31 protein-coding genes are annotated in these 26356 nt (G+C 72.9%); 16 read left to right on the top strand and 15 right to left on the bottom strand.

Features of this window, described 5'->3' with window-relative positions; all coding sequences use genetic code 11:
* Positions 1-70: 70 nt before the first annotated feature.
* Entirely contained in the window at positions 71-610 is a 540-nt protein-coding gene (locus HD595_RS38460; protein ID WP_253777986.1) for a SigE family RNA polymerase sigma factor, read from the top strand.
* The gene (locus tag HD595_RS38455; protein ID WP_253777984.1) at positions 607-1749 is read left to right on the top strand and encodes a hypothetical protein; all 1143 of its coding nucleotides are present in this window, start codon (positions 607-609) and stop codon (positions 1747-1749) included. The genes HD595_RS38460 and HD595_RS38455 overlap by 4 nt, the downstream gene beginning before the upstream one ends.
* A 24-nt stretch (positions 1750-1773) precedes the next feature.
* Here the strand turns inward: HD595_RS38455 and HD595_RS38450 are convergent, their stop codons facing one another.
* Both HD595_RS38450 and HD595_RS38445 read right to left on the bottom strand, forming a co-directional pair.
* On the bottom strand, positions 1774-2874 hold the full coding sequence (locus HD595_RS38450; protein WP_253777982.1) for a sensor histidine kinase: 1101 nt from the start codon (positions 2872-2874) through the stop codon (positions 1774-1776).
* The gene (locus HD595_RS38445) at positions 2871-3533 is read right to left on the bottom strand and encodes a response regulator transcription factor (protein ID WP_253777980.1); all 663 of its coding nucleotides are present in this window, start codon (positions 3531-3533) and stop codon (positions 2871-2873) included. Before HD595_RS38445 ends, HD595_RS38450 begins: the two co-directional genes overlap by 4 nt.
* Positions 3534-3672: 139 nt before the next feature.
* Between HD595_RS38445 and HD595_RS38440 the strand changes: the two genes are divergently transcribed.
* From HD595_RS38440 to HD595_RS38425, 4 genes are all read left to right on the top strand, one after another.
* Positions 3673-5184 carry a DUF1349 domain-containing protein gene (locus HD595_RS38440; RefSeq protein ID WP_253777978.1) on the top strand — a complete coding sequence of 504 codons (1512 nt, stop codon included), beginning with the start codon at positions 3673-3675 and terminating at the stop codon, positions 5182-5184.
* 102 nt (positions 5185-5286) lie between these two features.
* Entirely contained in the window at positions 5287-5595 is a 309-nt protein-coding gene (locus tag HD595_RS38435) for a putative quinol monooxygenase (RefSeq protein ID WP_253777976.1), read from the top strand.
* Between the two features lie 3 nt (positions 5596-5598).
* Positions 5599-6579, top strand: coding sequence for a threonine ammonia-lyase (locus HD595_RS38430; RefSeq protein ID WP_253777975.1), 981 nt, complete (start codon positions 5599-5601; stop codon positions 6577-6579).
* A gap of 208 nt (positions 6580-6787) precedes the next feature.
* Positions 6788-7570 (top strand): SigB/SigF/SigG family RNA polymerase sigma factor, encoded by a 783-nt coding sequence (locus tag HD595_RS38425; protein ID WP_253777973.1) that lies wholly within the window; start codon positions 6788-6790, stop codon positions 7568-7570.
* Between the two features lie 30 nt (positions 7571-7600).
* On the opposite strand, the gene HD595_RS38420 is transcribed toward HD595_RS38425, so the two are convergent.
* Positions 7601-8527, bottom strand: a complete 927-nt coding sequence (locus HD595_RS38420) for a quinone oxidoreductase family protein (protein ID WP_253777971.1) — start codon at positions 8525-8527, stop codon at positions 7601-7603.
* Between the two features lie 117 nt (positions 8528-8644).
* Between HD595_RS38420 and HD595_RS38415 the strand changes: the two genes are divergently transcribed.
* The gene (locus HD595_RS38415) at positions 8645-9100 is read left to right on the top strand and encodes a MarR family winged helix-turn-helix transcriptional regulator (protein ID WP_253777970.1); all 456 of its coding nucleotides are present in this window, start codon (positions 8645-8647) and stop codon (positions 9098-9100) included.
* Positions 9101-9168: 68 nt separating this feature from the next.
* Here HD595_RS38415 and HD595_RS38410 read toward each other — a convergent pair whose 3' ends face one another.
* From HD595_RS38410 to HD595_RS38400, 3 genes are read right to left on the bottom strand one after another with little or no spacing between them, the layout of a single operon-like run.
* On the bottom strand, positions 9169-9828 hold the full coding sequence (locus HD595_RS38410; protein WP_253777968.1) for a response regulator: 660 nt from the start codon (positions 9826-9828) through the stop codon (positions 9169-9171).
* On the bottom strand, positions 9825-10979 hold the full coding sequence (locus tag HD595_RS38405) for a sensor histidine kinase (protein ID WP_253777966.1): 1155 nt from the start codon (positions 10977-10979) through the stop codon (positions 9825-9827). Before HD595_RS38405 ends, HD595_RS38410 begins: the two co-directional genes overlap by 4 nt.
* Positions 10976-11797 carry a CPBP family intramembrane glutamic endopeptidase gene (locus HD595_RS38400; RefSeq protein WP_253777964.1) on the bottom strand — a complete coding sequence of 274 codons (822 nt, stop codon included), beginning with the start codon at positions 11795-11797 and terminating at the stop codon, positions 10976-10978. Before HD595_RS38400 ends, HD595_RS38405 begins: the two co-directional genes overlap by 4 nt.
* Positions 11798-12067: 270 nt before the next feature.
* Between HD595_RS38400 and HD595_RS38395 the strand changes: the two genes are divergently transcribed.
* On the top strand, positions 12068-12973 hold the full coding sequence (locus HD595_RS38395; RefSeq protein ID WP_253777962.1) for an alpha/beta fold hydrolase: 906 nt from the start codon (positions 12068-12070) through the stop codon (positions 12971-12973).
* Here the strand turns inward: HD595_RS38395 and HD595_RS38390 are convergent.
* A complete protein-coding gene (locus tag HD595_RS38390; RefSeq protein ID WP_253777960.1) occupies positions 12945-13997 on the bottom strand; it encodes an amidohydrolase family protein in 1053 nt (350 codons plus the stop codon). The genes HD595_RS38395 and HD595_RS38390 overlap by 29 nt on opposite strands.
* Positions 13998-14125: 128 nt before the next feature.
* Between HD595_RS38390 and HD595_RS38385 the strand changes: the two genes are divergently transcribed.
* Positions 14126-14839: a TetR/AcrR family transcriptional regulator gene (locus tag HD595_RS38385; RefSeq protein ID WP_253777959.1), complete on the top strand. Its 714-nt coding sequence runs from the start codon at positions 14126-14128 to the stop codon at positions 14837-14839.
* On the opposite strand, the gene HD595_RS38380 is transcribed toward HD595_RS38385, so the two are convergent.
* On the bottom strand, positions 14784-15173 hold the full coding sequence (locus HD595_RS38380; protein WP_253777957.1) for a hypothetical protein: 390 nt from the start codon (positions 15171-15173) through the stop codon (positions 14784-14786). The genes HD595_RS38385 and HD595_RS38380 overlap by 56 nt on opposite strands.
* Positions 15174-15232: 59 nt before the next feature.
* On the opposite strand from HD595_RS38380, the gene HD595_RS46370 reads away from it, so the two are divergent.
* Together HD595_RS46370 and HD595_RS38370 are read left to right on the top strand one after the other, a co-directional pair.
* Entirely contained in the window at positions 15233-15796 is a 564-nt protein-coding gene (locus tag HD595_RS46370) for an aromatic-ring hydroxylase C-terminal domain-containing protein (RefSeq protein WP_301309707.1), read from the top strand.
* Positions 15797-15816: 20 nt separating this feature from the next.
* On the top strand, positions 15817-16491 hold the full coding sequence (locus HD595_RS38370; protein ID WP_253777955.1) for an SGNH/GDSL hydrolase family protein: 675 nt from the start codon (positions 15817-15819) through the stop codon (positions 16489-16491).
* A gap of 20 nt (positions 16492-16511) precedes the next feature.
* Here HD595_RS38370 and HD595_RS38365 read toward each other — a convergent pair whose 3' ends face one another.
* Together HD595_RS38365 and HD595_RS38360 are read right to left on the bottom strand one after the other, a co-directional pair.
* The gene (locus tag HD595_RS38365; RefSeq protein WP_253777953.1) at positions 16512-16970 is read right to left on the bottom strand and encodes a winged helix-turn-helix transcriptional regulator; all 459 of its coding nucleotides are present in this window, start codon (positions 16968-16970) and stop codon (positions 16512-16514) included.
* Between the two features lie 20 nt (positions 16971-16990).
* Entirely contained in the window at positions 16991-17320 is a 330-nt protein-coding gene (locus tag HD595_RS38360; RefSeq protein ID WP_253777951.1) for a nuclear transport factor 2 family protein, read from the bottom strand.
* A gap of 61 nt (positions 17321-17381) precedes the next feature.
* Here HD595_RS38360 and HD595_RS38355 point away from each other — a divergent pair, with 61 nt between their 5' ends.
* The 3 genes from HD595_RS38355 to HD595_RS38345 all read left to right on the top strand — a co-directional run bounded on the left by HD595_RS38355 (position 17382) and on the right by HD595_RS38345 (position 20101).
* Positions 17382-18281: a LysR family transcriptional regulator gene (locus HD595_RS38355; protein ID WP_253777949.1), complete on the top strand. Its 900-nt coding sequence runs from the start codon at positions 17382-17384 to the stop codon at positions 18279-18281.
* A 132-nt stretch (positions 18282-18413) separates the two neighbouring features.
* Entirely contained in the window at positions 18414-18863 is a 450-nt protein-coding gene (locus HD595_RS38350; RefSeq protein ID WP_253777947.1) for a hypothetical protein, read from the top strand.
* A 62-nt stretch (positions 18864-18925) separates the two neighbouring features.
* Entirely contained in the window at positions 18926-20101 is a 1176-nt protein-coding gene (locus HD595_RS38345; protein WP_253777945.1) for an erythromycin esterase family protein, read from the top strand.
* A gap of 7 nt (positions 20102-20108) precedes the next feature.
* On the opposite strand, the gene HD595_RS38340 is transcribed toward HD595_RS38345, so the two are convergent.
* Positions 20109-21308, bottom strand: a complete 1200-nt coding sequence (locus tag HD595_RS38340; RefSeq protein ID WP_253777943.1) for a cytochrome P450 — start codon at positions 21306-21308, stop codon at positions 20109-20111.
* A gap of 230 nt (positions 21309-21538) precedes the next feature.
* On the opposite strand from HD595_RS38340, the gene HD595_RS38335 reads away from it, so the two are divergent.
* On the top strand, positions 21539-22264 hold the full coding sequence (locus tag HD595_RS38335) for an NADPH-dependent F420 reductase (RefSeq protein WP_253777935.1): 726 nt from the start codon (positions 21539-21541) through the stop codon (positions 22262-22264).
* Positions 22265-22294: 30 nt separating this feature from the next.
* Here the strand turns inward: HD595_RS38335 and HD595_RS38330 are convergent, their stop codons facing one another.
* The gene (locus HD595_RS38330) at positions 22295-23488 is read right to left on the bottom strand and encodes a Rossmann-fold NAD(P)-binding domain-containing protein (protein WP_253777933.1); all 1194 of its coding nucleotides are present in this window, start codon (positions 23486-23488) and stop codon (positions 22295-22297) included.
* 141 nt (positions 23489-23629) lie between these two features.
* Between HD595_RS38330 and HD595_RS38325 the strand changes: the two genes are divergently transcribed.
* Complete coding sequence (locus HD595_RS38325) at positions 23630-24127, top strand: MarR family winged helix-turn-helix transcriptional regulator (RefSeq protein WP_253777931.1); 498 nt, start codon at positions 23630-23632, stop codon at positions 24125-24127.
* 7 nt (positions 24128-24134) lie between these two features.
* On the opposite strand, the gene HD595_RS38320 is transcribed toward HD595_RS38325, so the two are convergent.
* From HD595_RS38320 to HD595_RS38310, 3 genes are all read right to left on the bottom strand, one after another.
* Positions 24135-24956 carry a class I SAM-dependent methyltransferase gene (locus HD595_RS38320; RefSeq protein ID WP_253777929.1) on the bottom strand — a complete coding sequence of 274 codons (822 nt, stop codon included), beginning with the start codon at positions 24954-24956 and terminating at the stop codon, positions 24135-24137.
* Between the two features lie 292 nt (positions 24957-25248).
* Positions 25249-25635: a VOC family protein gene (locus HD595_RS38315; protein ID WP_253777927.1), complete on the bottom strand. Its 387-nt coding sequence runs from the start codon at positions 25633-25635 to the stop codon at positions 25249-25251.
* A 146-nt stretch (positions 25636-25781) separates the two neighbouring features.
* Entirely contained in the window at positions 25782-26342 is a 561-nt protein-coding gene (locus tag HD595_RS38310) for a hypothetical protein (RefSeq protein ID WP_253777926.1), read from the bottom strand.
* Positions 26343-26356 lie beyond the last annotated feature (14 nt).

Genomic DNA, 26356 nt, shown 5'->3' with positions numbered 1-26356 from the left:
GAGCGCCCGTCCGCTGCGACTGAAGGCCGTGGGGAGGCAACCTCCGCGAGAGCTCGTGCATGGAGAAGGCATGAGATCCGAGATCATCCACCCTCCCCCCGGTTCTCCGGGCGTCGAGGCATCGGCCGATACGGTCGTGAGCGAGTTGTTCGCCGTCCACCGGCTCCCCCTGGTCCGGCTGGCGTTCCTGCTGCTGGGTGACCAGGGGACCGCCGAGGACGTGGTGCAGGACGCGTTCGCCGCGGTGTACCGCCGATGGAGCAAGATCGCGGACCGCGGGCGGATGCTGCCGTACCTGCGCACGGCGGTGGTCAACGGGTGCCGGATGGTCCTGCGGCGCAGGGCGGTCATCGGGCGCTTCCGCGGGCGGCCCGAGGTCCCCTTCTGGTCGGCGGAGGCGGCGGCGTTGCTCGGGGAGACCCGGCGACAGGTGTTCCTGGCCGTCCGGGCTCTGCCACGACGCCAGCGCGAGGTGCTCGTGCTGCGGTACTACCTCGACCTGTCGGAAGCGGAGATCGCCCAGGTGATGGGGGTCAGCCGCGGAACGGTCAAATCGACGGCATCCCGGGCGCTGAAGGTGCTTGCCGGGAAACTAGAGGAGGAGCGATGACCCGAAGCGTCGAAGACCGACTCCGTGACGCCTTCTCCGCCGGCGCGGAACTGGTGTCCCCTGAGAAGCTGGGGCCTGTCGCGCATCCTGCCGCGATCCGTCCGCGTCGTGGTGTCCGGGGGCTGCCGGTGTTGACGGCCGCGGCGGTCGTCGTCATCCTCGCCGTGGTCGCGCTGGTCGCGAAGGTGATCGCCGTGCCCGCCCCCGTGTCTCCCCCCGTGCTCGCGCCCTCCGACGGGAACGAGGCACTGCGCCGGTTGGCCGCCCAGGTCGCACGGTTGCCGGAGGACCGGGGCGCGTACTGGCGCAGGTCGATGCGGACCGATGCTCTGGTCCGGGTACAGGCCGGGGGGCGCGCCTTCAACGCGGTGGCCTCGTGGACGACGGAACTCTGGCTGCCGCGCGATCCCAAGGACCTTGTGCAGACGCAGAACGGGGAGCCGAACCTGCGCCCGGCGACTCCGGCCGACGAACGCGCCTGGCGGGCCGCGGGATCGCCCGCCAAGGTCCAGCGGGTGTGCACGCCCGGCACGAGAGCGGCCGACTGCGTGAAACTGCCGATGCGCGCGAAGCGCACGGACTGCTGGTACACGCGCGGGGTCACGCCGGACCACGGGCCCGCCGCTCACCCGCTCGGTCCGTACACACTGGCCGAGATCTCGGCGCTGCCCGCCGATGACAAGGGGCTGCGCGCGTGGCTGCGCGCCCGCTGGGAGGCCGACCGGACCAAGAGGGCGACGGCGCGGACGGAGGAGGCCGCTCTCGCCGATTCCCGCTTCCTGCTGACGACGCCCCTCACCCCGGCGGCCCGGGCCGCGGTCCTGCGCCTGCTCGCCGATCTGCCCACGACCAGCGTCCTGGGGCCGGCCAAGGACCCGCTGGGCCGCGGCGGCCTCGCCGTGGACCTCACCAAGGGCAGCGAGTACTCCGGAGAGTTCGGCGAGGACGACGAGGTGACCGAGGACCACACGACCGTCCTCGACCCGTTGACCGGTGAGATCCTGGCCGATGTCACGAAGGCGGGAGAGAGCACCGTGGGCCTCGCCGAAGGCGGGATCATGAGCGCCATGATCTACACCCCCGATACGGGCTGGACCGACGACCGCCCGAAGCCGCCCGCGAACTGCCGCCGCGTCTAGCGGAGCCCCCGCCGGCATCTGAGGTCAGGGACCGGGCGCGAACCGCACGGTGATGGACAGACCGCCTTCCGGGCGGGCTCCGGTGGTGAGGGTGGCGTGGTGAGCCCGCGTCACGGCGTCGACGATGGCCAGGCCGAGGCCATGGCCGTCGCCGGTGCCGTGGCGATCGGGCGCCAGTCTCTGGAAGGGGTGGAAGAGGCGCCGGACCTGGTCGCCGGGCACGACCGGCCCGCTGTTGGCGACCGTGAGGGCCGCCCGCGCGCCGGAGGTCCGCGTGGTGATCTCCACGTGCCCGCCCGCGTGGTTGTGGCGGACGGCGTTGTCGACGAGGTTGGCGACGAGGCTTTCGATCAGTCTCGGGTCTCCGGCCGTCACGGCGGGCGTCAGGTGCGCGGCGAGGGCGACGCCCTTCCGCCTCGCCTCGTCGCGGCGGGAGGCGAGCACCCCTTCGACGACGTGGGCGAGGTCGAGGGTGTCGCGGCGGGTGACGCCGCGCTCGCTGGTGGCCAGGGTGAGCAGCGCCTGGACGAGCCGCTCCTGGTGCTCGCCGAGGGCGATGGCCTCCTGGCAGGCCGAGCGCAGGGTCTCGGCGTCGGCGTCGGGGTCGGCGAGGGCGACTTCGAGCAGGGCGCGCAGACCGGCGAGCGGGGTGCGCAGCTCGTGGGAGGCGTTGGCGACGAAGTGGCGTTGGGCGTCGAAGGAGGCCTCGAGGCGGGCGAACAGGTCGTCGAGGGTGTGGCCCAGCTCGGTCAGCTCGTCCGCGGGCTCGCCGAGGCCGAGGCGCCGGTGCAGGTCTCCGGCGGAGATGACCTGCGCGGTGGCGGTGATGGCGCGCAGCGGGTGCAGGAACCGGCCGGCGACGTACCAGCCCAGGGCCAGGGCGACGGGAAGCAGCAGCACCAGGGCGGCCGCGGACCCGGCGAGGAGCTGGGGCAGGCTGATCCCGGACCCGGTGCCGGAGACCGCGCCCGGCGAGGGCCGGCCCGCGGGGACGGCCGCCTGGATGCTGGCGAGCGGAAGGTCGACGAGGACGACCACCAGCAGCCCCGCGGCGTAGATGCCGGCCGCGTAGGCGAGCGCGAGCCGGGTCTGCAGCGACCGTCTGGCGAGCTTCCGCGCGGTCATGACGGTCCGATCCGGTAGCCGCCCTCGCGGACGGTCTCGATGACCGGCGGGTCGCCCAGCTTGGCCCGTAACCGGTGCACGGTGTGCTTGACCGCGCTGCTGAAGGGGTCGGCGGCCTCGTCCCAGACGCGCTCCAGCAGCTCCTCGGCGGAGACGACCAGGCCGGGCACGGCGAGCAGGCATTCGAGCAGGGCGAACTCCCGGGGGCTCAGGTCGAGGCGCCGCCCGCCCCGGAACGCGGTACGGCGGGCCGGGTCGAGGGCGATGTCCCCGCAGGTCAGGGTGGGCGGCAGCGGCGGGGTGGCGCGGCGGCCCAGGGCGCGGACGCGGGCGACCAGCTCGGCGAACGCGAACGGCTTGGGCAGGTAGTCGTCGGCACCGAGGCTGAGCCCGTCGACGCGGTCCTCGATCGTGCCGGAGGCGGTGAGCATCAGGACCCGCGTCTCGCACCGGCTGTGGGCCAGCCGCCGGCAGATCTCGTCCCCGTGGACGCCGGGCAGGTCGCGGTCGAGGACCACCACGTCGTAGCGGGTGACGGCCAGGCGGTCGAGGGCGGCGGTCCCGTCCAGGACGACGTCGACGGCCATGCCCTCGCGGCGCAGCCCGGTTCCGACGGAGCGGGCGAGGACCTCGAAGTCCTCGACGACGAGGACCCTCACCGCCGCTCACCGCCGGCCGTCGCGCCGGCGGGGCGGCCGGGTTCAGGTGCCATGTCCCCACGATGGCAGATCCCCGGTCGCAGCCGGGTCGCAGCGGCGGCGACCGGGCCGGAACCGGGCGCCGCGTACAACCGTCGGCATGAGTTCATCCACCCCTCACCGACCCGGCGAACCGGCCGGGCGAGACCGTTTCCCCCAGGCGCTGCGCGCCGAGTGGGCCAGGTTCCGCGCCAGGCGCGGCTGGGCGCTCGCCCTGGCGGCCTCCGTGCTGGTCACCGTGTCGCTCGGACTGCTGATCGCCGGAGGCGTCCGCATGAGCTGCGTGACCGGGAAGGGGGAGGGCCCCTGCCCCGCGCCGTTGGTGGGACCCGACGGCACGGCGGTGAACGACAAGTACTACTTCGTCCACCAGCCGCTCAAGGGGGACGGCGGCATCACCGCCCGCGTGGCGGACATGACCGGGCAGATCCGGCTGCCGGACGCCGTGCCGGGGGTGCGCAACGTCACCCAGGGAGTGGTGCCGTGGGCGAAGGCCGGGCTGCTCATCAGGCAGAGCCTCAGGCAGGGCACCCCGTACGCCGCCGTCATGCTCACCGGGCAGCACGGCGTGCGGATGCAGCACGACTTCACCCACGACGTGCCCGGCGGCCCCCACAACGGCCCCCAGTGGCTGCGGCTGACCAGGTCGGGCGACACCGTCACCGGCTACGAGTCGGACGACGGCAGGACGTGGAGCCGGATCGGCGTGGTCAGGCTGGCCGGGCTGCCGGAGACCGTCGAGATCGGGCTGTTCGTCACCTCGCCCGGCGCCCTGTGGGACATGGCGGAGGCCTTCGCCCAGGCCACCGCCACCTTCGACGAGATCACGCTGCGGGGCGCGAACGGGCCGTGGCGCCACGACGACGTCGGCGTCGCCCTGGAGTCCGACGGAAGAACCCCGCATCACCCGGGCGGGGTCGTGGAGTCCGGCGACAAGCTCGTCGTGACCGGCGGCGGCGACATCGGGCCCGCCACGGTGGAGGGCGGTGTGCGCGCCGACCTCCTGCTGATCGGCGGGGCCGTGGGGCTGATCCCGGTGCTCGTGGTGGCGGTCACGTTCGTCACGGCGGAACGCCGGCGCCGGTCAGCCGGGGGCGCGCCGCGTCCGGCGCGGCTGCTGGCGGCGGGGGCCATGGTGGTCGGCGGGGCCGCCTTCGTGGCGGGGCTGGTGACCGCTGGGGTCGTGATCCCGGTCGGCCTGGCGATGGTGCGCGCGAACCGGAACCCGGTCCAGCCGATCACCCTGGCGACCGAGTCGCGGATGATCGTCGGCTACGCGGCGCTGGCCGCGGCCGCCGCCGTGCTGGCTCTGGGGCTCGCCGCGCTGGTCGGGCGGGCCGTCGTCGCCGCCGGGCTGGCCGTCGCGCTGGTCGTCGTGCCGTACGTGCTGGCGGCCGCGGGGCTGGCGCCATGGCTGCTGATGGTCACCCCCGCCGCCGGGTTCGCGATCACGCAGAGCGTTCCCACGTTCGCGCAGGTGGACGTGGATCCGTCCCTGATCGGGGGCTATTACCCGCTCCCGCCGTGGGCGGGTCTGGCGGTGACCTGCGGATACGCCGCCCTCGCCCTGGGGGCGGCGATGGCCGTTCATCGCGGGAGGGCGCTGCGATGAGGGATTGGGGTTCCCTCAGGGAACTTCGAATGCTACGGTAGTCAGGTCTCCTCAAGGAACTCCGAAAGGTTCCCGCAGTCGCCCAGAGACCAGGAGCAACCGATGTACGGAGCGATCGTCAGGCTCGTCCTCAAACCGGGAAAGCGAGCGGAGTTCCTGGAGTTCTCACGCTGGAACATCCAGGTGGCCAGGGATCGCGAGCCGGGCACCCTCCGTCTCGACCTGTGGGAGGTCGAGACGGAACCCGACGTGGTGTACGTCTACGAGGCCTACACCGACAGGGCCGCCTTCGAGCGCCACATCGGCAACGGCCCGGTGCGGAGGTTCGGTGAGATCATGAACGACCTGGTCGAGGGCTGGACCATGGTCGTCCCCTTCGGCCACAGCGTCATGTCGAACCTGGACGGGTGACTCATGCGGGAGACGCGCCTCGACACCGCTCGCATCCGGGCGGCCCGCCAGGTCATCGACCCGGTGTTCCTCGACACCCCGCTGTACCGCTGCGAGGCGCTGGAGCCCGGCCTCGGATGCGCGGTCAGCGTCAAGCTCGAGACGGCGAACCCGGTCCGCAGCTTCAAGGCCCGCGGAACCGAGCTGGTCGCGAGCCTGCTGGCCGGCGACGGCTCGCCGGCCGTGGTGTGCGCCAGCGCGGGCAACCTCGGCCAGGCCCTCGCGTGGTCCGGTCGCCGCCGCGGGCTCGACGTCACCGTCGTGGCGTCCCGCTTCGCGCCCGCGGCCAAGCTCGACCGCATCCGCGCGCTGGACGCCCGGCTGGAGCTGGTGGACGGCGACTTCGACCTGGCCCGCGAGCGGGCGGCGGCCATCGCGCGGCACGACGGCGTCCGGCTGGTGGAGGACAGCCTGGACATCGAGACCTGCGAGGGCGCGGCGACCATCGGCCTGGAGCTGGTGGAGACCGCGCCGCCGTTCGACGCCGTCCTGGTCGCCCTCGGCGGCGGGGCGCTGGCCACCGGCGTGGGCCACGTGATCAAGGCGTCGGCGCCCGGCGTCGAGGTGATCTGCGTCCAGCCGCTGGGCGCGCCGGCGATGACGCTCTCGTGGCGGCAGCGGCGCGTCGTCACCACCGACTCGGCCGACACCATCGCCGACGGCGTCGCCGGCCGGCGCCCCATCCCGGCCGTCCTGGACGACCTCCTCGTGGTCGCCGACGACGCCGTCCTGGTCCAGGAGGCGTCGATCATGGCCGGGATGCGGATGCTCCTCGACCACGCCGGTCTCGTCGTCGAACCGTCGGCCGCGCTCGGTGTCGCGGCGATCCTCGAGGACCGCGACCGCTTCGCCGGCCGGCACGTGGCCACCGTCGTGTGCGGCGGCAACGTCGACATGGACGCCTATCACCGCTGGGTCGGCGCGGCTCCCCCGTACGGGTCCTGAGCGGCGGGACCCGGTGTCCGCCGCCAGGTAGCGACAATCCCCTGCATCAGTTATGAATCCGTTACCGAAAGCAGGTGAGAGCGGGGCCTCCGGCGGGGATGGTGGATCTCGAAGTCCAGCAGAGGGCTTCCTCTCACGCGAATCGTGGCGTGCCTCTGCATGGGCTTTTTCCCATGGACGGGGCCGCCGGCACATCTGGGAGAAGCACGTGCCCGTCCTGACCACCATCACCGCATCCGAGCAGCTCACCGCCGAGGACCTCCTCACCCGCCTGGCCGACCCGGACATCTCCGACCTGGACGCGGCGCGCATCCGCGAGCGCCTGGTGGAGATGCACGAGGGACTGGTGTCCGAGATCACCCGCCGCTACCGCTACCGCGGCGAGTCCATGGACGACCTGCGCCAGGCCGCCTACGTGGGGCTGATGAAGGCCGTCAACGGCTACGACCCCTCGCTCGGGCACGAGTTCCGGGGCTACGCCATGGTCACCGTGCTCGGCGAGGTGAAGCGGCACTTCCGCGACCGCACCTGGGCCGTGCGGGTGCCGCGTGTCTACCAGGAACGCCGCATCGAGATCAACAAGGCCACGGCCGAGCTGACGCAGGTTCTCGGCCACTCGCCGACCGTCGCCGAGCTGGCCGCCAAGCTGGGCATCTCCGAGGAGGACGTGCTGCTGGCGATGGAGGCGTCCACCGCCTACTCGGCGCTGTCGCTGGACGCCCCGGTCGGCGGCGGCGGCGACGAGGACGCGGCCGAGCTGGGCGACCTCCTGCCCGCGCAGGACCAGTCGCTCGACACCCTGCTCGACACGCACGCGATCAAGCCGCTGATCGACGCCCTGCCGGCCCGGGAGAAGAACATCCTGCTGATGCGCTTCTACGGCAACATGACCCAGTCGGAGATCGCCCAGGAGTTCGGGATCTCGCAGATGCACGTCTCGCGCATCCTGCGCGCGGTGCTCACCAAGCTCCGCGCCGCGCTCACGGCCTGACCCCCTAGCCGGCCCGGCCCGCCGGGCCGGCTAGGGGACGAGGACGACGCGCTCGTCGGTCCCGGCGGTCCACGCCCGCGCCACCTCGGCCAGCGGCACGGCCCGCGCCCGTACGTCGATCGCGCCCGTGGCCACCGCCGAGGCCAGCTCCGGCAGCTCGGCGAGGAAGTCGCGGGCGGGGACCGAGCCGATGCCGCTGCCGACGATCCGCAGGCGGGCGGAGCGCAGCGCCACGGAGGGGATCGGCGCGGCCGGGCCGGCCATGGATCCGATCTGGATCCAGGTCAGCGGGGCCGCGCGGTCGGCGCGGGCGGTCAGCATCGGGATCATGGCGCCGGCGGCGGGTTCACCCCACACGTAGTCGATGACCACGTCGACGTCGGCCGCCCGGGCGACCTGGTCGAAGGTGATCGTCTCGTCGGCGCCGAGCTCGGTCAGCGCCTTCAGGCGGGTGGTGTCGCGGCCGGCGGCGAGGACCCGCGCGGCGCCGAACAGCTTGGCGATCTGGACCGCCATCCGTCCGGCGTTGCCGGTGGCGCCGAGGACGAGGACGCGCTGGCCGGCGTGGAAGTCGATCCGCCGGCGCAGCGCGACCCAGGACGACATGGCCGGGTTCATCGCGGCGGCGATCCGCACGGGGTCGATGTCGCCGGGCAGGATCACGCTGCGGCGGGGGTCGATGAGGGTGCGGTCGGCGAACGTCCCCAGCGGGGTGTCGTCCAGGACCACGTAGCGGACGTTGCCCTCCTCGTCGCGCACCACGCCGTCGACGCCGGGGACCAGCGGGTACACGCCGTCGCCGGAGTAGTGCGCGCCGGTCGCCTTGCCCCTGGTCAGATGGTGCAGTCCGGCCGCGAGGACCTCGACGACCAGCTCGTCGGCGTGGCGTGGCGCGGGGTCGGGGTGGTCGCGATAGACCGGCGTGGCGTCGGGCGCCTGGATGACGGCGGCGTGCATGGTGACCTCCGGAAGAGATGGTTTGTCTTACCAACTACCTTCATGATGGTTGGTAATACCAACCATGTCAACGGATTGTGGTTGGTATTCCCAACCAAGCCGGACTAGCATGACGGCATGACCACCGCCGACGACGTCATGGACGTCCTCGTCCGGACAACCTTCGAGGTGGCAGGCGTGCTGACCCGCATCGCCGCCGAGCACGACCTGTCGCTCACCCAGCTACGGCTGCTCGGCATCCTGCGCGACCGCCGCGCCCGCGTCACCGAGCTGGCCGCCTACCTCGGCCTGGACAAGTCCACGTTGTCCGGCCTCATCGACCGCGCCCAGCGCCGGGGGCTGCTGGCCCGCGGCAAGAACCCCCAGGACGGCCGGGTCGTCGAGGTGTACATGACCCCGGCCGGGCTCGAACTCGCCGAGCGCGTGGAGGACGACATCCGGCGGGCCCTGGCGCCCGCGGTCGGCCGCCTGGACCAGGAACAGTTCGGCCCGCTCGTCAGCCTGCTCGACGTCGTCGCCACGCGCTCGCCGCGCACACCCGCCGCGCCGGAAGAGCCGACGGCCACACGCTGACGGCCGCACGCCGACGGGCGAGACGGCCGCGCGCCGACAGCCGGGTCGAGGTCTCCGGGCGGTGGTCCTCAGGTCACCAGGCCCCGGCGGTAGGCGTAGACCACCGCCTGCACGCGGTCACGCAGGTCGAGCTTGGTCAGGATGCGCGACACGTACGTCTTGACGGTCTCCTGGCTGATCACCAGCGTGGCGGCGATCTCGCTGTTGGACAGGCCGTCGGCGATGAGCCGCAGCACCTCCAGCTCGCGCGGCGTCAGCGCGGTCTCGCCGGGAGTGCCCTGGGCCGGGCGGATCCGGGACGCGTACCTGCCGACGAGCCGCCGCGTCACCTCGGGAGCCAGCAGCGCGGCCCCCGAGGCGACGGTGCGGATGCCGTGCAGGAGCTGCGCCGGCGGCGCGTCCTTGAGCAGGAACCCGCTCGCCCCCGCGCGCAGCGCCTCGTACACGTACTCGTCGAGGTTGAACGTCGTCACCACGAGCACCTTGACGGGATCGGCGACGCCGGCGCCGGCCAGCCGGCGGGTGGCCTCGATGCCGTCGAGCACCGGCATGCGCACGTCCATCACGACGATGTCCGGCCGCAGCTCGCGCGCCAGCTCGACGGCGGCGCGGCCGTCGCCGCACTCCCCCACCACCTCCAGGTCCGGCTGCGCGTCGATGATCGTCGCGAAGCCGGTGCGGATCAGCGCCTGGTCGTCGCAGACCAGGACCCGTACCGGCGCGCTCACGACCGGCCGCCCACGGGGATGCGGGCCCGGACCACGAAGCCGCCGCCCGCCCGCCGGTCGGCGCTGAACTCGCCGCCCAGGGCCTCCACCCGCTCGCGGAGCCCGGCCAGGCCCCGCCCGCTCCCGCCGGGAGAGGCGGCCCTGGAGCCGGAACCGCCGGTGCTGACCTCCACGCTGATCTCCTTCTCGCCGTGACGCACCCGGACCGCGGTGGGACTGCCGTGGGCGTGTTTGAGGGCGTTCGTCAGGGCCTCCTGCACGACCCGGTACGTCACGAACTCGGCGCTGCCCGCCGATTCCGCCGGGCTGCCCTCCTCTACGAACTCCACCGGCTGCCCGGCCCGGCGGGTCCGCTCCACGAGCGTGTGGAGCTCCCCGGTGGACGGCATGCCGACGTCGGTGTCGTGGTCGGCCTTGAGCAGGTCGAGCATGTGCCGCAGATCGGTGATGGCCCGCCGGCCGGTGTCGGTGACGGCGCTCAGCGTCGCGTCGAGGCGGTCGGGCACGGCCGTCAGGTAGCGGGCCGCCTCGGCCTGCACGACCATCGCCGTCACGTGGTGCGTCACGACGTCGTGCAGCTCGCGGGCGATCCGGGTGCGCTCGGCGGCGCGGGTGGCCTCGGCGACGTGGCGGCGGCGTTCCGCCTCGGCGGCGCGGGTGGAGCGCAGCCAGACCCCGATGCCCCACGCCAGGGCCAGGGCCAGGTAGAACACCACGTAGCCTTCCACCTTCTCGCTCGCGCCGAGCCGGTTGAGCGCCAGCGCCAGCGGCACGTACGCCGTCGACAGGAGGATGACGGTGACACGCCGGAAGCGCTCCAGGTGGGCGCCCGCGCTGATGAGCGCGATGGGCATCGCGTTGCTCGCCAGCACGTGGTAGCCGCGCACCTGGTCGAGGGCGAAGCCGAGCGACACCAGGGCCAGGCACACGGCCGGCCACCGCCGGCGCACGGCGAGCGGCAGCGACTCCAGGGCGATCACCACGAACGCCAGGGTGTCGAACGCCCGGATCGGCAGGTCGCCGACCTGCGTCCCCTTGCCGTGGAGCGCCGGCAGGAGCGACGCGACGGCCATCAGCACCCCGAACGGCAGATCCCGGACCACGACGTCGCACCGCCGCCACACGTCCGTGACCCGCCGTAAATCGATCATGGGGTGAGCGTAGCGGCCGCGCGGCGCCGGACCGGGACCACGTTGCCGCGCCGGCGGGCCAGCCACATGAACACGGCCGTCAGCAGCAGGCCGAAGACCACCGCGTACGCGCTCGCCTCCGGCCCGAACGCGCCACCCGTGAGCAGGGCCGGTCCCGACGTCACGCCGTGCAGCAGCCCCTGCACCGCGCCGTTGCCCGAGACCTCGGTGCCGAAGATGCCGGCCGCCGCGAAGTTCCAGCCGAAGTGCACGCCGATCGGCACCCACAGGGTGCGGGTGGCGGCGTAGGCGGCGGCGAGCATGCCGCCCGCCTCGACCGCGATCGCGATCGCGCCCCACAGGTCGGCGTGCGGGTTGAACAGGTGCGACAGGCCGAACAGCACGGCGGTCAGCGCCAGCGCCGGCCACGTCCCCGTGCGTTCCTCGACGATCCTGAACAGGATGCCGCGAAACAGCAGCTCCTCCGTCACCGCGGCGGCGGCCATGAAGCCGAACAGCCCGGCCGCGCCCGTCAGGGACCCCTGGCCGGCGATCCGGTAGCCGCCCACGAGGGCGATGTTCAGGATGACCGCCGCGAACAGCGCGACCCCGATCAGCGTCCCGCGCGCGACGGCGCCGGCGGCGCCCCGCGCCGCCACCTCCGCCGGCGCGCGGCGCTCGGACCACCGCACCACGCGGGCGTAGACGAGGACGGCGAGCACGGCCGTCGCGAGACCGAGGAGCAGGGTGAGGAACGGGTTCCCCTGCACCGCGCCCACGAGGGCGCCGCCGGCGAAGGCGACCGCCGCGACGGGCACGAGCTGTTTCAACAACCGCATGACGAGTTCCTAACGTGAGGGGGCCTTGAGGGGAGGGACCGCGTGACGGGTTGCCGCCGCTACGCCGGGAAACGCTAGGGATCCGGCGGCCTGGAGTCGTCCCCGCACGGTGGACACTCGTCTGTCCCCCGTACGAGCTACCGGCGAATGTCCACCCCACGGGGACGATCCCGCGGCGCCCGATCCGTAGCGTTACGGCCCATCCCCGCTCCTTCTCGCCGCGCCGCCGTACGCGTCACCCCGGCGCCGACTCCCTCACTGGAGGACCTCATGCTCCGCAGGACCAGGACATCCGTTGTGGCCGCACTGTGCTGCGCCGTGCTCGGCGCGGGGGCCGCCGGCTGCGACGGCGACGCGATGGAGAACTGGGACCCCCTGGCCCCCGCCACCAAGGCGGCCGGTCCCGCCCCGATCTCCGGGACCGAGAAGATCGCTGTCGCGGGCCGGTCGGTGAACGTGTCCTGCTCGGGCGGCCCGGAGAAGGGCCGGCCGGTCATCGTCCTGATGCACGGGGCGGGCGACGGGCTGGACAAGCTGGCCGCGATTCAAAAGACGCTGAGCGAGCGGAACCGGGTCTGCTCCTACGACCGGCTCGGCGCGGGCGCGAGCGACCGGCCCGACGGCCCCCAGGACATCGCCGGCACCGGGAAGGTCCTGACCGGGGTGCTCGACCGCGTCGCCGGTGACGGCCCGGTCGTGCTGGCCGGGCACTCGCTGGGCGGCCTGATCGCCGCCAGGTACGCCCCCGACCACCGGGACAGGATCAAGGGGCTGGTGCTGATGGACGCCACCCCGCCCACCATGGCGGCCGACATCACGAAGGCGATCCCCGAGTCCGCCACCGGCCCGGCGGCCGAGCTGCGCGCGCAGACTCTGGCGATGTTCAAGGGGGAGAACCCGGAGAAACTCGCCGTCACCGACGGCGAGGTCCGTTCCGCCGGGGACATCCCGGTGGCGGTGATCCGGCACGGGAAGCCGTACCTCGCGGCCGTCCCCGAGTACGGGCCGCGCCTGGAGCGGGCGTGGGCCGCGGGCCAGCGCGCATGGCTCGCGCTGTCCGGCGGCGCCGAGCTGAGCACGGCCGACAAGAGCGGCCACTACATCTACGTCGACCAGCCCGACGTCGCCGTCAAGGCCATCGAACGCGTCACCGCGCGGGCCGCTCACGACGAGTGACCGGCGCCGGCCGGGCGGTGAGACGTTCCCAGTTGCGGTGCGCGATGTCGGCCTTCTGCTCGTCGGTGAAGGGCGCCTGCTCCAGGAAGGAACGGGCGGCGCCGCCGCTGGTGTCGACATAGGGGAAGCCGCCGGGGCGGAAGCCGTAGGTGAAGGGGTAGTCGGTGGAGTACAGCATCCGGTCGGTGCCCATGACCTCGGCGGTCCAGCGCAGGTAGCGGGGGCTGTTGGTGCCGCTGCCCGCGACCCAGAAGTTCTGCCGGAAGTAGTCCGCGAGCGGCCGCTGAAGGTCGCCGGCCTCCGCGAAGAACCCGGTGTGGTCGAGGTAGAACAGGACGACCTCGCCCCAGTGCCCGGCGATCACCTGCAGGTCGGGGAACCGGTCGAAGACACCGGAGAAGATCATGCGCAGGTACTGCACGCCCAGGTCGTAGTACCAGCCGATCGCCGCTCCGGCCAGCGGCGTGCCGATCGGGCCGATGCCGGAGTAGTAGGCGTCGATCACCGGCTGGACGGGCGTCTGCGGGTGGAAGTGCAGCGGCACCCCGAGCCGTTCGGCGGTGGCGTACAGCTCGTCGTTGTCCGGGTGGTCGGCCAGTTTGTCCCCGGTGCGTCCGTACAGCATGGCGCCGGGGAAGCCCAGCTCGCCCACCGCGCGCTCCAGCTCGGCCGCGGCCGCGGCCGGCGACTGCGTGGGGATCGCCGCGAACGCCTGGAAGCGGTCGGGGCGCGCGGCGACGATCTCCGCGAGCTGGTCGTTGGCCTCACGGGCGACCGCGATCGCGTCGGCCTCCGGCAGGTCCTGCACACCCGGCGACGACAGGGACAGCACGGCGACGTCGATGCCCTGGTCGTCCATGTGGGCCAGCCGCCGCTCACCGGCCTCGCGCAGGTTCCGGGCGATCGGGCCGTCGCCGAAGCCGCGGGCGGGGATCTGTGGGGATCCGGCCCGCCGGTACGCCTCGTGAACGGCGGGCACGACGACGGTCTCTTCCACTCCGATGATCCGCAGACGGTCGGCCATGGTGACGCTCCTCGCACTGGTGTTTCCAATGGATGGGAAGTCACGTTATCACCGTTACTAACGATGTGAGCATATGTCTGTTAACGCTGATAATTCCCCTGGTACTCGACCGGCGTTATCATCGGTACATGCCGGTTGACCCGAACCCCGCGGAGCCCAGCGCCACAGCGCGCGAGCAGACCCGCCGCCGGATCATCGACGTCGCGATCGACCTGCTGGAACGCGGGGGGCGCGACGCGCTCACCACCCGCGCGGTCGCCGACGCGGCCGGACTGCAACCCCCGGCCCTGTACCGGCTGTTCGGCGACAAGGAGGGCCTGCTCGACGCCGTGGCCGAACACGGCCTCACCCGGTTTCTGGCCGCCAAGCACATCGACCCCGACCCGCAGGACCCGATCGGGGAACTACGCGCCGGCTGGGACGTCGCGGTCGAGTTCGGACTGGCCAACCCCGCGCTGTACGGGCTGATGTACGGCGAGCCCGCCAGGTCCACCACGGTCTTCCGGTTCGGCCTCGACATCCTCATGGCGCGCATCCGCCGGCTGGCCGTCGCGGGCCTGCTGCGCGTCGAGGAGGACCTCGCGGCCCAGATCATCCAAGCCACCGCCCGCGGCGCCGTCCTGACCTGGCTGTCCCTGCCCGAGCCCCAGCGCGATCCCGCCCTCCTCCACGCCATGCGCGAAGCGATGATCACCGCCGTCACCACCCGGGAACCGGCCGTGCAGGAGCAGGGCCCCGCCGGTGCCGCCCGTGCCCTGCGCGCCGCACTGCCCGACCAGGACGTCCTCAGCCGCGCCGAGCAGCGCCTGCTGACGGAATGGCTGGATCGGCTGTCCGCGTAGCCGCCCCCGCGGCCGTGACCGCCGCCGTCCGGTCCAGCTCCCAGCCCTCGCCGTACGCCGCGGCGAACGCCTCCTCGCCCAACACGGCCCGCCCCCGGCGGGTGAGCTCGCGGACCTGACGGTCGGTGCGGTCGTGCGCGCCGCGCAGCCGGGAGGCGACGCCGAGCAGGACGGCCGACTCGCGATGCCGTCCCCGCGCCTCGGCCAGCGCGGCGGCGTTCACCGCCACCAGCGCCAGGATCGGCAGGTCCCGGGTCTCCAGCGCCGCCGCGTACGCCTTCGTCAGCGCCTGCTCCGCGCCGGCCAGGTCGCCGGTCTCCAGGCAGAGCGCCACCCGTACGCCGCCGTCCCCCCCTCGGGGCGCAGGGACTCAACCTCGGCATCGGCGACGCCATGAACCTGGGCTGGAAGCTCGCCGCGACCGTGCGCGGGCACGCGCCGGACGGGCTGCTCGACACCTACACCGACGAGCGCCGTCCGCTCGGCGCCCAGGCTCTCGACTGGACGCGCGCCCAGTCGGCGGTCATGAAGCCGGACCCGCACGCCCAGGCGATCCAGGCGGTGGTCCGCGACCTGATCGGGACCCGCGACGGAGCGACGTACGTGTTCGGCCGGACCTCGGGCTCGACGATCCGTCACGACCTCGGCGGCGACCAGCCGCTGACCGGGCGCGACGCCCCGGACTTCCGCCTTGAGGACGGCACCCGCCTCGGCGAGCTGATGAGCGACGGGCTCGGCGTCGTCCTCGACTTCACCGGCGACCGGCGCCTGCGCGATGCGGCGCTGGGCTGGGCGGGCCGGGTGCGGTACGCGGCCGGCCCGGCGCGGAACGACCTCGGCCTGGGCGCCGTGCTCGTCCGGCCCGACGGCGTGGTCGCCTGGGCGGGCGATCGCGACCCCGACCGGGAGGCGTTCGAGCGGGCCGCCGCCCGCTGGTTCGGCCACCCGGCGTCCTGAAGCAGTCCTCGACCGAGTCCTTGGGAGCGCACACGACGATCACTCTCCGACCGGGCGGCACCGTGGTGTTCGCCGGCGATTCGATCACCGACTGCCGGCGGCTGGAGAGCGAGGACGGCCTCGGGTTCGGCTACCCGCTGCGCGTCGCCGGCGAATGGGGCCTCCGGCACCCGGACCGGTCCGTGACCTGGCTGAACGCCGGGGTCGCGGGCGACAAGGTGATGGACCTCGAAGCCCGCTGGCGGGCGGACGTGCTCGACGCGCGCCCGGACGTGGTGTCGATCCTCGTCGGCATGAACGACGTCGGCTGGCACACGTACGACCCGGACGGCCACCCGATCTCCGCGCAGGACTTCGCGGCGGGTTACGACCGCCTGCTCGCCCCGCTGGCCGAGGCCGGCGCCGAGCTGGTCCTCATCGAGCCGTTCCTCCTGCCGGTCAGCGGCGAGGTCGAGGTCGGCGACATGCGCCTCGGCGCCGAGGTCCGGAAGGAGTGGCGCGCCGACCTGGACCCGAAGATCCAGGCCGTGCGGGAGCTCGCCGGCAGGTACGGCGCGCACCTGCTGGCCGCCGACGGCATGTTCGCCGGGCTCGCCGCCACGACCGGTCCGGAGCACTGGTCCGAGGACGGCGTGCACCCGACGCCGGCCGGGCACGCCGCCCTCGCGGCGGCCTGGCTGCGCCTGGTCGCCTGACCGCGCCCCGCGCGCGGAGGTCAGGCGGGCCGGCGCACCGAGGTCGTGTCGCTCGTCAGCGGTGACCCGTCCGCCGCCACGGGCAGGAGGTCGGGCACGCGGGAGCCGTCGCCGTCGACCAGCACCGAATGCGTCTCCCCCGCCTCGAAGGCGTGGCGCTCGCCCCACTGCCGCAGCGTGACGATCACGGGGAACAGGTCCTTGCCCGCCTCGGTGAGCGCGTACAGCCTGCGTCTGCCCGAGGGGGCCTCGACCTGGGTGAGCAGGCCGTGCGCGGTCAGCCTGCGGAGCCGGTCGGTGAGGATGTTGCGGGCGATGCCGGTGCGCTGCTGGAAGTCGGTGAACGAGCGGGCGCCGTCCATGGCGTCGCGGATGACGAGCAGGCTCCACCGGTCGCCGACCAGATCGACCGTGCGGGCGACCGGGCAGCCCGGGTCCGTCCACGCGGGGCCGCGCCCGTCGGTGTCGTCGCGTGCCATCACCCCTCCAACAAGTTGCGTTATGAAACCATTCTGGCCCATTCTCCGATCAGTTGCCAACTGAAACCAATTGGGGGGTATGCCCGTGAACCGGAGGACGGAACTGCTGCTGGCGGTGGTGTGCGGGGTCGCGGTGGCGTGGTGTCGAACGCGCCGAGCAGGCCCGACCAGGCCCCGACGATCTGCGCCGGCGTCAGCACGGCGGGCTCGCCGCCGTTCAGGCTGGTGTAGTCCAGGGTCACCGAGTCCGCGAAGATCCCGGCCAGGCGGTCCCATTCGCGCTGGTCGGCGTGCCAGGCCATGCGGGTGCAGGTCTCGATGATCGCCAGGCGATCGTCCGTGGTGCTCATGCCGCAATCGTGGCGCCGACCTTCGCCGCACGTCCAATATCTGCTGTAATAGCCAGCGGCTATGGATGCACATCTGCGTGACCTCAGGTATTTCGTGACCGTGGCTGAGGAGCTCAGCTTCACCCGCGCGGCCGAGCGCCTGTTCATCGCGCAGCCGACGCTCAGCAAGCAGATACGCCAGCTCGAAGAGCTGATGCGGGTGAGGCTGTTCGACCGCGACAAGCGCACCGTGCGGCTCACCGCGCCGGGCGAGGCGCTGCTGCCGGCCGCCCGCGAGCTGCTCCAGCAGTGGGACGAGGCGCAGCGCGCCGTCGGCGACGCCGCCGCCTCCGAAGCCGCGCGGCTGACAATGGGCATGTCGACGAGCGTCGGACGCGGCCTCCTGGCGACGCTGCGCGAACGGTTCACCGGCCGCCGCCCGGGCTGCGACCTGCGGCTGCGCCAGGTCAACTGGACCGACCCCACGGCGGGCCTGGCCGAGGGCGAGGTGGACGTGGCGTTCGTGTGGCTGCCGTTCCCCGGTCAGGACGATCTCAACGTCCGGGTGGTGGCCCGCGAGCCGCGCTGGGTCGCGTTCCGTGACGACCACTGGCTGGCCGGGCGGGACGAGGTCGGCTTCGCCGAGCTGCTGGACGAGGACTTCCTGGCGCTCCCCGAGAGCGCCGGCCCGCTGCGCGACCACTGGCTCGCGACCGACGAGCGCGGCGGGCGGCCGCCGGTGGTCTGCACGACCGTGACGAACGCCGAGGAGACCTTCGCGGCGCTGGAGGCGGGCGGCACCATCGTGCTGCTCGCCGAGGGCAACGCCGAGATCTACCGGCGGCCGGGGATCATGACCATCCCGGTCACGGGTCTGTCCCCGAGCGTGCTGGCCCTCGCGTGGCGGGCCGGCGATCACCGCGGCATCATCCGCGACCTGGTCGAGGCCCTGTCGCCCGAGCCGCAGCGTCTCCGGGCGTGATCAAGGAGCGTTGATCGCCGGCGGACCCGGCGATCTCCGGGCCCACCGCACGGGCGACCGCCTTCCCCGTGCCCGCCGACCTGGCCCGCGGTCCGGCGTTCGCGATCCTGGCCGACATGCTCCCTCTACCGGTTGCCGCACACCCGCACCGATCACCGCGTCGACTACGGCGGCGCCGCGACGCTGCTGCTCGGACTGGCGCCCCTGCTGATCGTGGCCGAGCAGGGCTCCGGCTGGGGCTGGACGTCGCCGCGCACGCTCGCCCTGATCGGTGTGGGCGTCGCGGGGCTGCTGGGGTTCGTCCTGGTCGAAGGGCGGATGGGCGACTCGGCGCTGCTGCCGCCGCGGCTGTTCGCCGGCCCGCTGTTCACGATGAGCAACGCGGTCAACGTCGTCGTCGGCATGGGGGTGTTCGGCGGTCCGGGCCGACGAGGAACGCGTGGCCCGTCTCGGCGTACGCCAGGTCCCCACGTTCGTCATGACACCTCGCGGCCGACAAGGTGCGCCGAATCACGGCCGAGCTGTCCGGCGGCATCGACGTGCGTGATCTGGGGCTTTCCCACGCTGATTGAGGGTTCATGAGGGGAAACGGGCGATTTCCAGGGCAAAGTCTCCACCGAAAGTTCAACGATACCGTTGAAGGCATGGACATCAAGGACACAGCCCGGCCGCTCGACGGCGCGGGCGTCTCGGCCTTCCTGCGCTCGCTCCCCGCCAAGCCCCTGCTGCTCGGCCTGGGCGAGGCCCGGCACTTCGTGGACGAACTGGGCGAACTGCGCAACGAGCTGTTCCGGCATCTGGTCGAGCACGAGGGCTACCGGTCGTTCGCCCTCGAGAGCGACTGCCTCATGGGCCTCGTGGTGGACCACTACATCGCGACGGGCGAGGGCACGCTCGACGACGTCATGGAACGCGGCTTCAGCCACCGCTTCGGCACCTCACCGGCCAACCGCGAGCTGGTCCGCTGGATGCGGGCCTACAACGAGCAGCATGACGACAAGCTCAGGTTCTTCGGCTTCGACGGGCCGCTGGAGTACTGGGCCGCGAGCCCCCGCCAGGCGCTCACCTCCCTCTACGACCTGCTCGACGGCCCCCTCCCCTCCGGCGTGGTGACCCGGGAGACCCTCGACGAGCTGCTCGGCCCGGACGAGCGGTGGTCGAACGAGGCCACGGCCATGGACCCGTCCCAGTCGATCGGCCGGTCCGCCGAGGCGCAGCGGTTGCGGCTGATCGCCGACGACCTGGTGGCGCTGCTCGACACGCAGGCGCCGCAACTGAGCGCGGAGGACCGGGAGCTGGCCGAACTGTACGGGCGCACCGCCGTCGGCCTGCTCCGCTACCACTACTGGATGGCCGACGCGTCCCCGGAGCGGTGGACCCGGCTGTCGGCCCTGCGCGACGCGATGATGGCCGCCAACCTGCGCGCCGTCGCCGGGCGCGGCCCCGCCCTGATCTTCGCCAGCAACCTGCACCTGCAGCGGAACAGGACCTCGATGTCGTTCGGCGACCAGCGGCTGGAGTGGTGGAGCGCGGGGGCGATCGCCGCGACGTACCTGGGCGACCGGTACGCTTTCCTGGCCTCGGCCCTCGGCACGGCCGGCGACGACGTCCCGTCCCCCGACACCGTCGAGGGCGTCCTGTCCACACTTCCGTGGGACCACGCGCTCGTCGACGCCCGCCGCCTGGCCGAGGCCGTCACGGAGCCCGCCCCCCGCGTCTCCCAGGATTTCGCCTATTTCCCGCTGAACGCCGCCCAGCTCGACCTGATCGACGGCGTCGTCTTCCTCAAGCGGGCCGTGCGGCTGGGGAAGCTGGGGTGACGGGCGCTCACGCGTCCCAGGTGACCGGGAGGCTCTTGACCCCGTAGATGTCCGCGGTCTCGGGGCGCAGGGCGACCTCGTCGGCCGGCACGGCCAGCCGCAGCGTGGGGAACCGGTCGAACAGCGCGGGAAGCGCGACGCGCAGCTCGACGCGGGCGAGCTGCTGGCCCAGGCACTGGTGGATGCCGTGGCTGAAGGCCAGGTGCCCGCCCTCCTGCCGGCGCACGTCGAGCGTGTGCGGGTCGGTGAAGCGCTCGGGGTCGCGGTTGGCGGTGGCGTAGGACAGGATGAGCGTCGAGCCGGCCTTGACGCTCTGGCCGCCCAGCTCGACGTCCTCCAGCGCGACCCTCGTGAACTGCTTGGCGACGGTCAGATACCGCAGCAGCTCCTCCACGGCCCCGTCGGTGAGCGCGGGCTCGGCGCGCAGCGCCGCCAGTTGCTCCGGGTTCCGCAGCAGCGCGAAGGTGCCCAGGGCCAGCATGTTCGCGGTGGTGTCGAACCCGGCCGACAGCAGGATCAGGGCGATCCCGCGCAGCTCCTCGTCGGTCAGGTCGCTGTCCATGAGGTCGCTGAGCACGTCGTCGGTGGGGTCGGCGCGCTTGGCGGCCACCAGCTCCGCGAGGTACTGCTGGGTGGCGGTGTAGGCGGCGAGGAGTTCCTCGTCGCCGACCTCCCCGCCGAGGAACGTGTCGATGTTCTCCTGGAACGCGCCCCGGTCCTCGTACGGCACTCCCAGCAGCTCGCAGATGACGACGGCGGGGATCGGCCTGGCGAACGCGGTCACCAGGTCCACCGACGGCCCGGCCTGCTCCATCGCGTCCAGGTGCTCGGCGGTGACCTGCTCGACGCGCTCGGTGAGCTGCCGCATCCGCCGGACGGTGAACTTGCCCACCAGCGGCCTGCGGTAGCGGCTGTGCTGCGGGTCGTCCATGAGGAGGAACTCGCCGGGCGGCGCCGGCGGGACCTCGATGTCGCCGTAGTCGACCAGCGGGTGATGGCGCATGAGCTCCCGGCGCGAGCTGAACCGGGAGTCGGCCAGGACCGCCCGGACCAGGTCGTAGCCGGTGACGAGCCAGCCCTCGTGTCCGTCGGGGAAGGCCAGGTGGCTGATCGGGCCGTGCTCGCGCGCCTCGATCAGCTCCTTGGGCGGGTCGAAGGGACAGCCGGGCCGCCGCTCGGTCGGCAGCTTGGTGACGGTGTGCGCCATGGTCGTTCCTCTCCTCAACCGGCTCAGGCTCACTGAACCGTTCATGGCGTCCACCATCGCCGGCCGCGCTGACACCGGACCGTCGCCGAGCTGACACGGACGCCGCCCCTCGCGCCGGGCGTGACGACGCGGTCGCCGGGGCCCTCCGGCTCCGGCACGGTGGGGCCGCCGCTCGCCGGGAACGGACGAACTGAGGAAGGGACGAACCGACGAACGAAGGAAGCACCGAGATGAGCACCATCGGACTGATCGGCAGCGGACTGATCGGCGGCACCGTCGCCCGGCTGGCCGTCGCCGCCGGACACGACGTCGTCCTGAGCAACCGGCGAGGCCCCGAAAGCCTGTCCGACCTGGTCGCCGAGCTGGGCCCGCACGCCCGGGCCGCCACACCGGCCGAGGCGGCGGCCGCCGGGGACATCGTCGTGGTGACGATCCCGCTGCACGCCTACCGCACGGTGCCGGTCGAACCGCTGCGCGGCAAGGTCGTCATCGACACGAACAACTACTACCCCGAGCGGGACGACCGCGTCCCCGAGCTGGACGACGAGACCACCACGACCAGCGAGCTGCTCCAGGCCCACCTGCCCGAGTCACGCGTCGTCAAGGCGATGAACAACATCCTGTACGCGCACCTCGGCGAGCTGGCCCGGCCCGGGGGCGACGCCGGACGGACGGTGCTCCCGATCGCCGGCGACGACGCGGAGGCCAAGCGGGCCGTCGCCGCCTTCCTCGATTCGATCGGCTTCGACGTGCTCGACGCCGGTCCGCTCGCCGAGGGCTGGCGTTTCCAGCGCGACACGCCGGCCTACAGCGAGCCGTACTTCAGCGAGGGTCACAGCCTGGCCGCGACGTTGGGGCAGGGAGCCGACCCGGGGCCGGGCCGGACCGTCACCGCGGACACGATGCGCGCCGCGCTGGCGGCGGCGAAGCGGTACCGGGACATGGAAGACCGCTGACCTGAGGCGACCGGGCGGCGCGGCCGCGGGTCAGCTCCCGAGCGCGTGCTCGTAGCCGGGCAGGACGAGGGCGGTGTTCGCGGCGCGGCCCTCGGCGCCGGACGGCAGCGCCGTCCGGCCGCGCAACATCGCGTTGCGCGCGTCGAGGCGCTGCCGGGTGCGCGGGGCGACCACGCCGCCGCCCTCCGTCGCGAGGGCCTGGTTGCGCTCCACGAAGCCGCGGACCGTCTTCTCGTACGCGGCGAAGGCCGTGGCGTGGTCGTCGTGGGTGGCCAGCTCGCCGGCCAGGACGTACGCCCCCACCAGCGACACGCTCGACCCCTGGCCCGACATGAACGACGTCGCGTAGGCGGCGTCGCCGACCAGGGCGACGCGGCCGGTGGACCAGGCGGGCATGTGGATCTGGCTGACGACGTCGAAGAACAGGTCGTCGGCGGCCCGCATCGCCGCCACCATCCGGGGGATCTCCCACACCGTGTCGGGGAACGTCGAAGCCACGAGGTCGCGCTGCGCCCGCGGGGTGCGGAAGGCCGTGAACGGCGGTTCGTCCCGGGCGAAGGTCAGGAAGCCGTGCATCGGCTCGCCGGGTTCGTGCGCGTAGAGGGCGGCGGCCCGGCCCGGAACGTTCCACAGCACTCCCTCGCGCGCGAGGCCGAGGTCGTTGGACATGGTGAAGCCGGCGAAGCAGAAGCCGAGATAGCGGTGGTAGCGCTCCTCCGGGCCGAAGGCCAGGGCGCGGGTGTTGGAGTGCAGCCCGTCGGCGCCGATCACCAGGTCGAACGCGCGCCGGAGGCCGCTGTCGAAGGTGACCTCCACGTGGCCGCCGCGGTCGTCGAGGGTGGCGATGGAGTCGTCGAACAGGAACTCCACCTTGTCGCGGACCAGGTCGTAGAGGCAGTCGGCCAGGTCGCCCCTGCGTACCTCCAGGTCGAGCCCTTCGGCGCCGCCGGTGAAGGTCTCGGGGCGCAGGCCGGCGAGGACGGTGCCGTCGGCGTCGAGGAAGGTGATCCGGCGGGTGTCCACGTGGAGCCGCCGCAGACGCGGCAGCAGGCCCATGCGTTCGGCGACGTCGCGGGCGGTGCCGCGGATGTCGATGGCGTACCCTCCCCCGCGCAGGTGGGAGGCCTTCTCCACGACGGTGACCTCGAAGCCGTAGCGGTGCAGCCAGTACGCGAGCGACGGGCCGGCGATGCTGGCCCCGGAGATGAGAATCGTGCGCTTCATCGGGGATCCTTCCTGGAAAGGCCCGCGGCAGCAATAGATGCATGCTTTAGGTATCCTTATCGCGGGCGTGGTGGGGCCGTGGGCCCCGCCACGGTCCCCACGATATAGATACATGTTTTAAGTATGCAACTGGGAGCCACGATGAGCGCTGAACCCGACACTCCCCCCGGCGGGGACGGCGACGAGGTGCTGGCCGTGATGCCCCACCTCGCGCAGCTCAGCAACGCCATCAGCCGCGGCCGCCTGACCGAGCACGCCATGGAGAGCGCCGGGATCGACGTGGACCGGCCGGCCTTCTCCGTCCTGGTCTCCATCCACCTGACCGGCGGGCCGCTGCGGATCAGCGAGATCGCGGAGAAGATGCAGCTCGTCCAGCCGCACGTCACGCGGCAGGTCCAGCAACTGGAGCGCCGCGGCCTGGTACGCCGCATCGGCGACCCCAACGACCGCCGCGTCAGCTACATCGAGCCGACCGACAAGGGCAAGGCGGCCGCCGACCGCTACGCGCGCACGCTCATCGGCTGGTTCACCGGCGCCATCTCCCACTGGTCCGCGCGGGACCGCGAGGACCTCGGCCGCCTGCTGGCCCGCTTCGCCGACGACGTCACGGCCCACCTCGCCACCCTTGACGACACCTGAGCAGCGCTCAGGGCTTCACTGACGCGACGACCGCCATGGTCGTGCACGGCATGATGAAGCCGCCTCCCTCCGCGTCGATGGCGGCCCCGACCGCTTCAAGCACCTCGGCCAACTGCTCCGGCGAGAGCCGCGTGAGCCCGCCGGTGGTGGGCAGCAGGTCGAGCCATTCGTCGCGGGTGTAGCGCCGCTCCCAGTCGAAGCGCCACTGCTCCGGCTCGCCGAACGCGCCGGCCTGCCGGATGCCCTCGGCGAACGTGTCGAACATCCGCTGGTAGATCTCCTGGGCCGGCCTCGGCGGCCCGCCGCTGAACGGCGAGTCGGGCACCACGCGCCGCATCACGGCGGTGAACGCCTCCATGATCGGGGCCGGAGCGTCGTAGGCGTGGGCGAACGCCGCCAGCAGCCCGCCGGGCCGCAGCACCTGAGCCGCCTTGGCCGCGCCCGCGACCGGCTCCACCCAGTGCCAGGACTGTCCGGCGACCACCGCGTCGAACGTGCGCCCGGCGGCGTCCCACTCCTCGAACGTGGCCACCTCGACCTCGACCCCGGTCGTGCGGGCGAACTCGGCCATCCGCGGGTCCGGCTCGACCCCCAGCACCGTGCAGCCGGCCGCCAGGAACTGCCGGGCTTCGATGCCGGTGCCGCAGCCGACGTCGACGACGTCGGGGCCGGGGCTGGCGGCCACGATCCGCCGCACCAGGTCATCGGGATAGCCGGGCCGGGCCCGGTCGTAGCGCTCGGCGTCGACTCCGAACGATTCGGCCATCTGCCTGGCCTTGTGGGGCGGGTTCACGGACGGCTGGGGCTGCTCTTGCGGCATAGTGGGCATGCGCCCACCATAGTGGGCACGCGCCCACTTGACAACCGGACCTCCCCAGGGAGTGGCCTTCGACCTGGATCGGTACGGAATGCTGGTGCGGGAGTCCCGCTGATCGCGGTTCGCTCCGGCACGTGGGGTGCAGGTACGCCCATGATCGGCCGGCGCGGCTCGGGAGAGCGCGTCGCCGAGGCGGCGACGGGCAGGTGGAACACCGTCGACCACGGCCCGGGCGGCGATCAGCCGTCTCGTCACGGCCCAGGCGTGGGCGCGCCACCGCCGCGATCACCGCCCGGCGCCGGCCCTACGCCTGCTCCTTGTACACCGCCTCGACGTTGTTGCCGTCCGGGTCATCGACGAACGCGCAATAGGCGCGGTATTCGGGCCAGAGCCGGGGTTCGTGCCGGGACCTGCCGCCGGCCGCCAGCGCGGCCGCGTAGAAGGCGTCGACCGCGGCCCGGTCGCGGGCGGTGAAGGCGATGTGCGCGCCCCGGGTCGCCGTGGCGTCGCCCACGGGATACAGACCGAAGGAGGGCGTGTCCGACTCCTCTTCCCAGAACTCCGCTCCGCCGTCGGCCGCCTGTCCGACAACACCGAGAGGCTTGAGCGCGGCGGTGTAGAAGCTTGTGCTCGCCTCGAGGTCCGCGGCGATGAAGGTGACGTGGTGGATGAAGGGCCATCGTTCTGTCATGACCGCCGAGTGTACGAAAGCCGCCGCCGAATCCCGCTGCCGGGCCTCATGCGGCTCGCGGAGCTCCTCCCCCGCCTGCCCCCGTGGCGCCGGCACGGTGGAACCGGCGCCGTGCCCGGACCCCTACCTCCGCGCGGCGAACTGGATCAGTTCGACCACGTGGCGGTCGGGATCGAGGACGTACACGAGCCGCGCCCCGTCCCAGTCCCCGTGCCCCGACATCGTGATCGGCTCTCCGGTGAGCGGGTGGACCCCGGCCTCGGCCAGGCGTGCGAGCAGCCCGTCCAGCTAATGTCGGCCAGGTCTCCGTACAGCGGGGCGGGCTCGGCGTCGGGCAGCACCCGCCAGTGGTACAGCAGCGGGAAACCGGGGAACCGGCCGGTCAGCACCCACTGGGTGGTCATCGTGTGCGCGGCCAGCTCGCGCCAGGCGCCGAAGCCGGGCGAGCCGATGCCGTACTGGCAGAAGGGCGGCAGCCCGAACAGGTCGGCGGTCGAGTGCGGGTGGCGCAGCTCGGGCTCGGTGAGAGGGACGCGTTTGACGAAGACCGGGATGCCGCCGACCTCCAGCCGCGCGGACGCCCCGCCGATGCCGGTGCCGAGGGGCACGGCCTCCCGTTCGAGCAGTTCGGCCAGGTGCCGGTCGTCGTAGCGGGCCATGACCGTGGAGACGTCACGGTGGGCGGCCAGCCGGGTGTCCATCATCATGATCACTTTACTGG

The sequence above is a fragment of the Nonomuraea roseoviolacea subsp. carminata genome (genome assembly GCF_024172185.1).
GTDB lineage: Bacteria > Actinomycetota > Actinomycetes > Streptosporangiales > Streptosporangiaceae > Nonomuraea > Nonomuraea roseoviolacea.
Note: the sequence above shows the minus strand (reverse complement) of the source record. Positions and strands in the feature narration are given on the sequence as shown.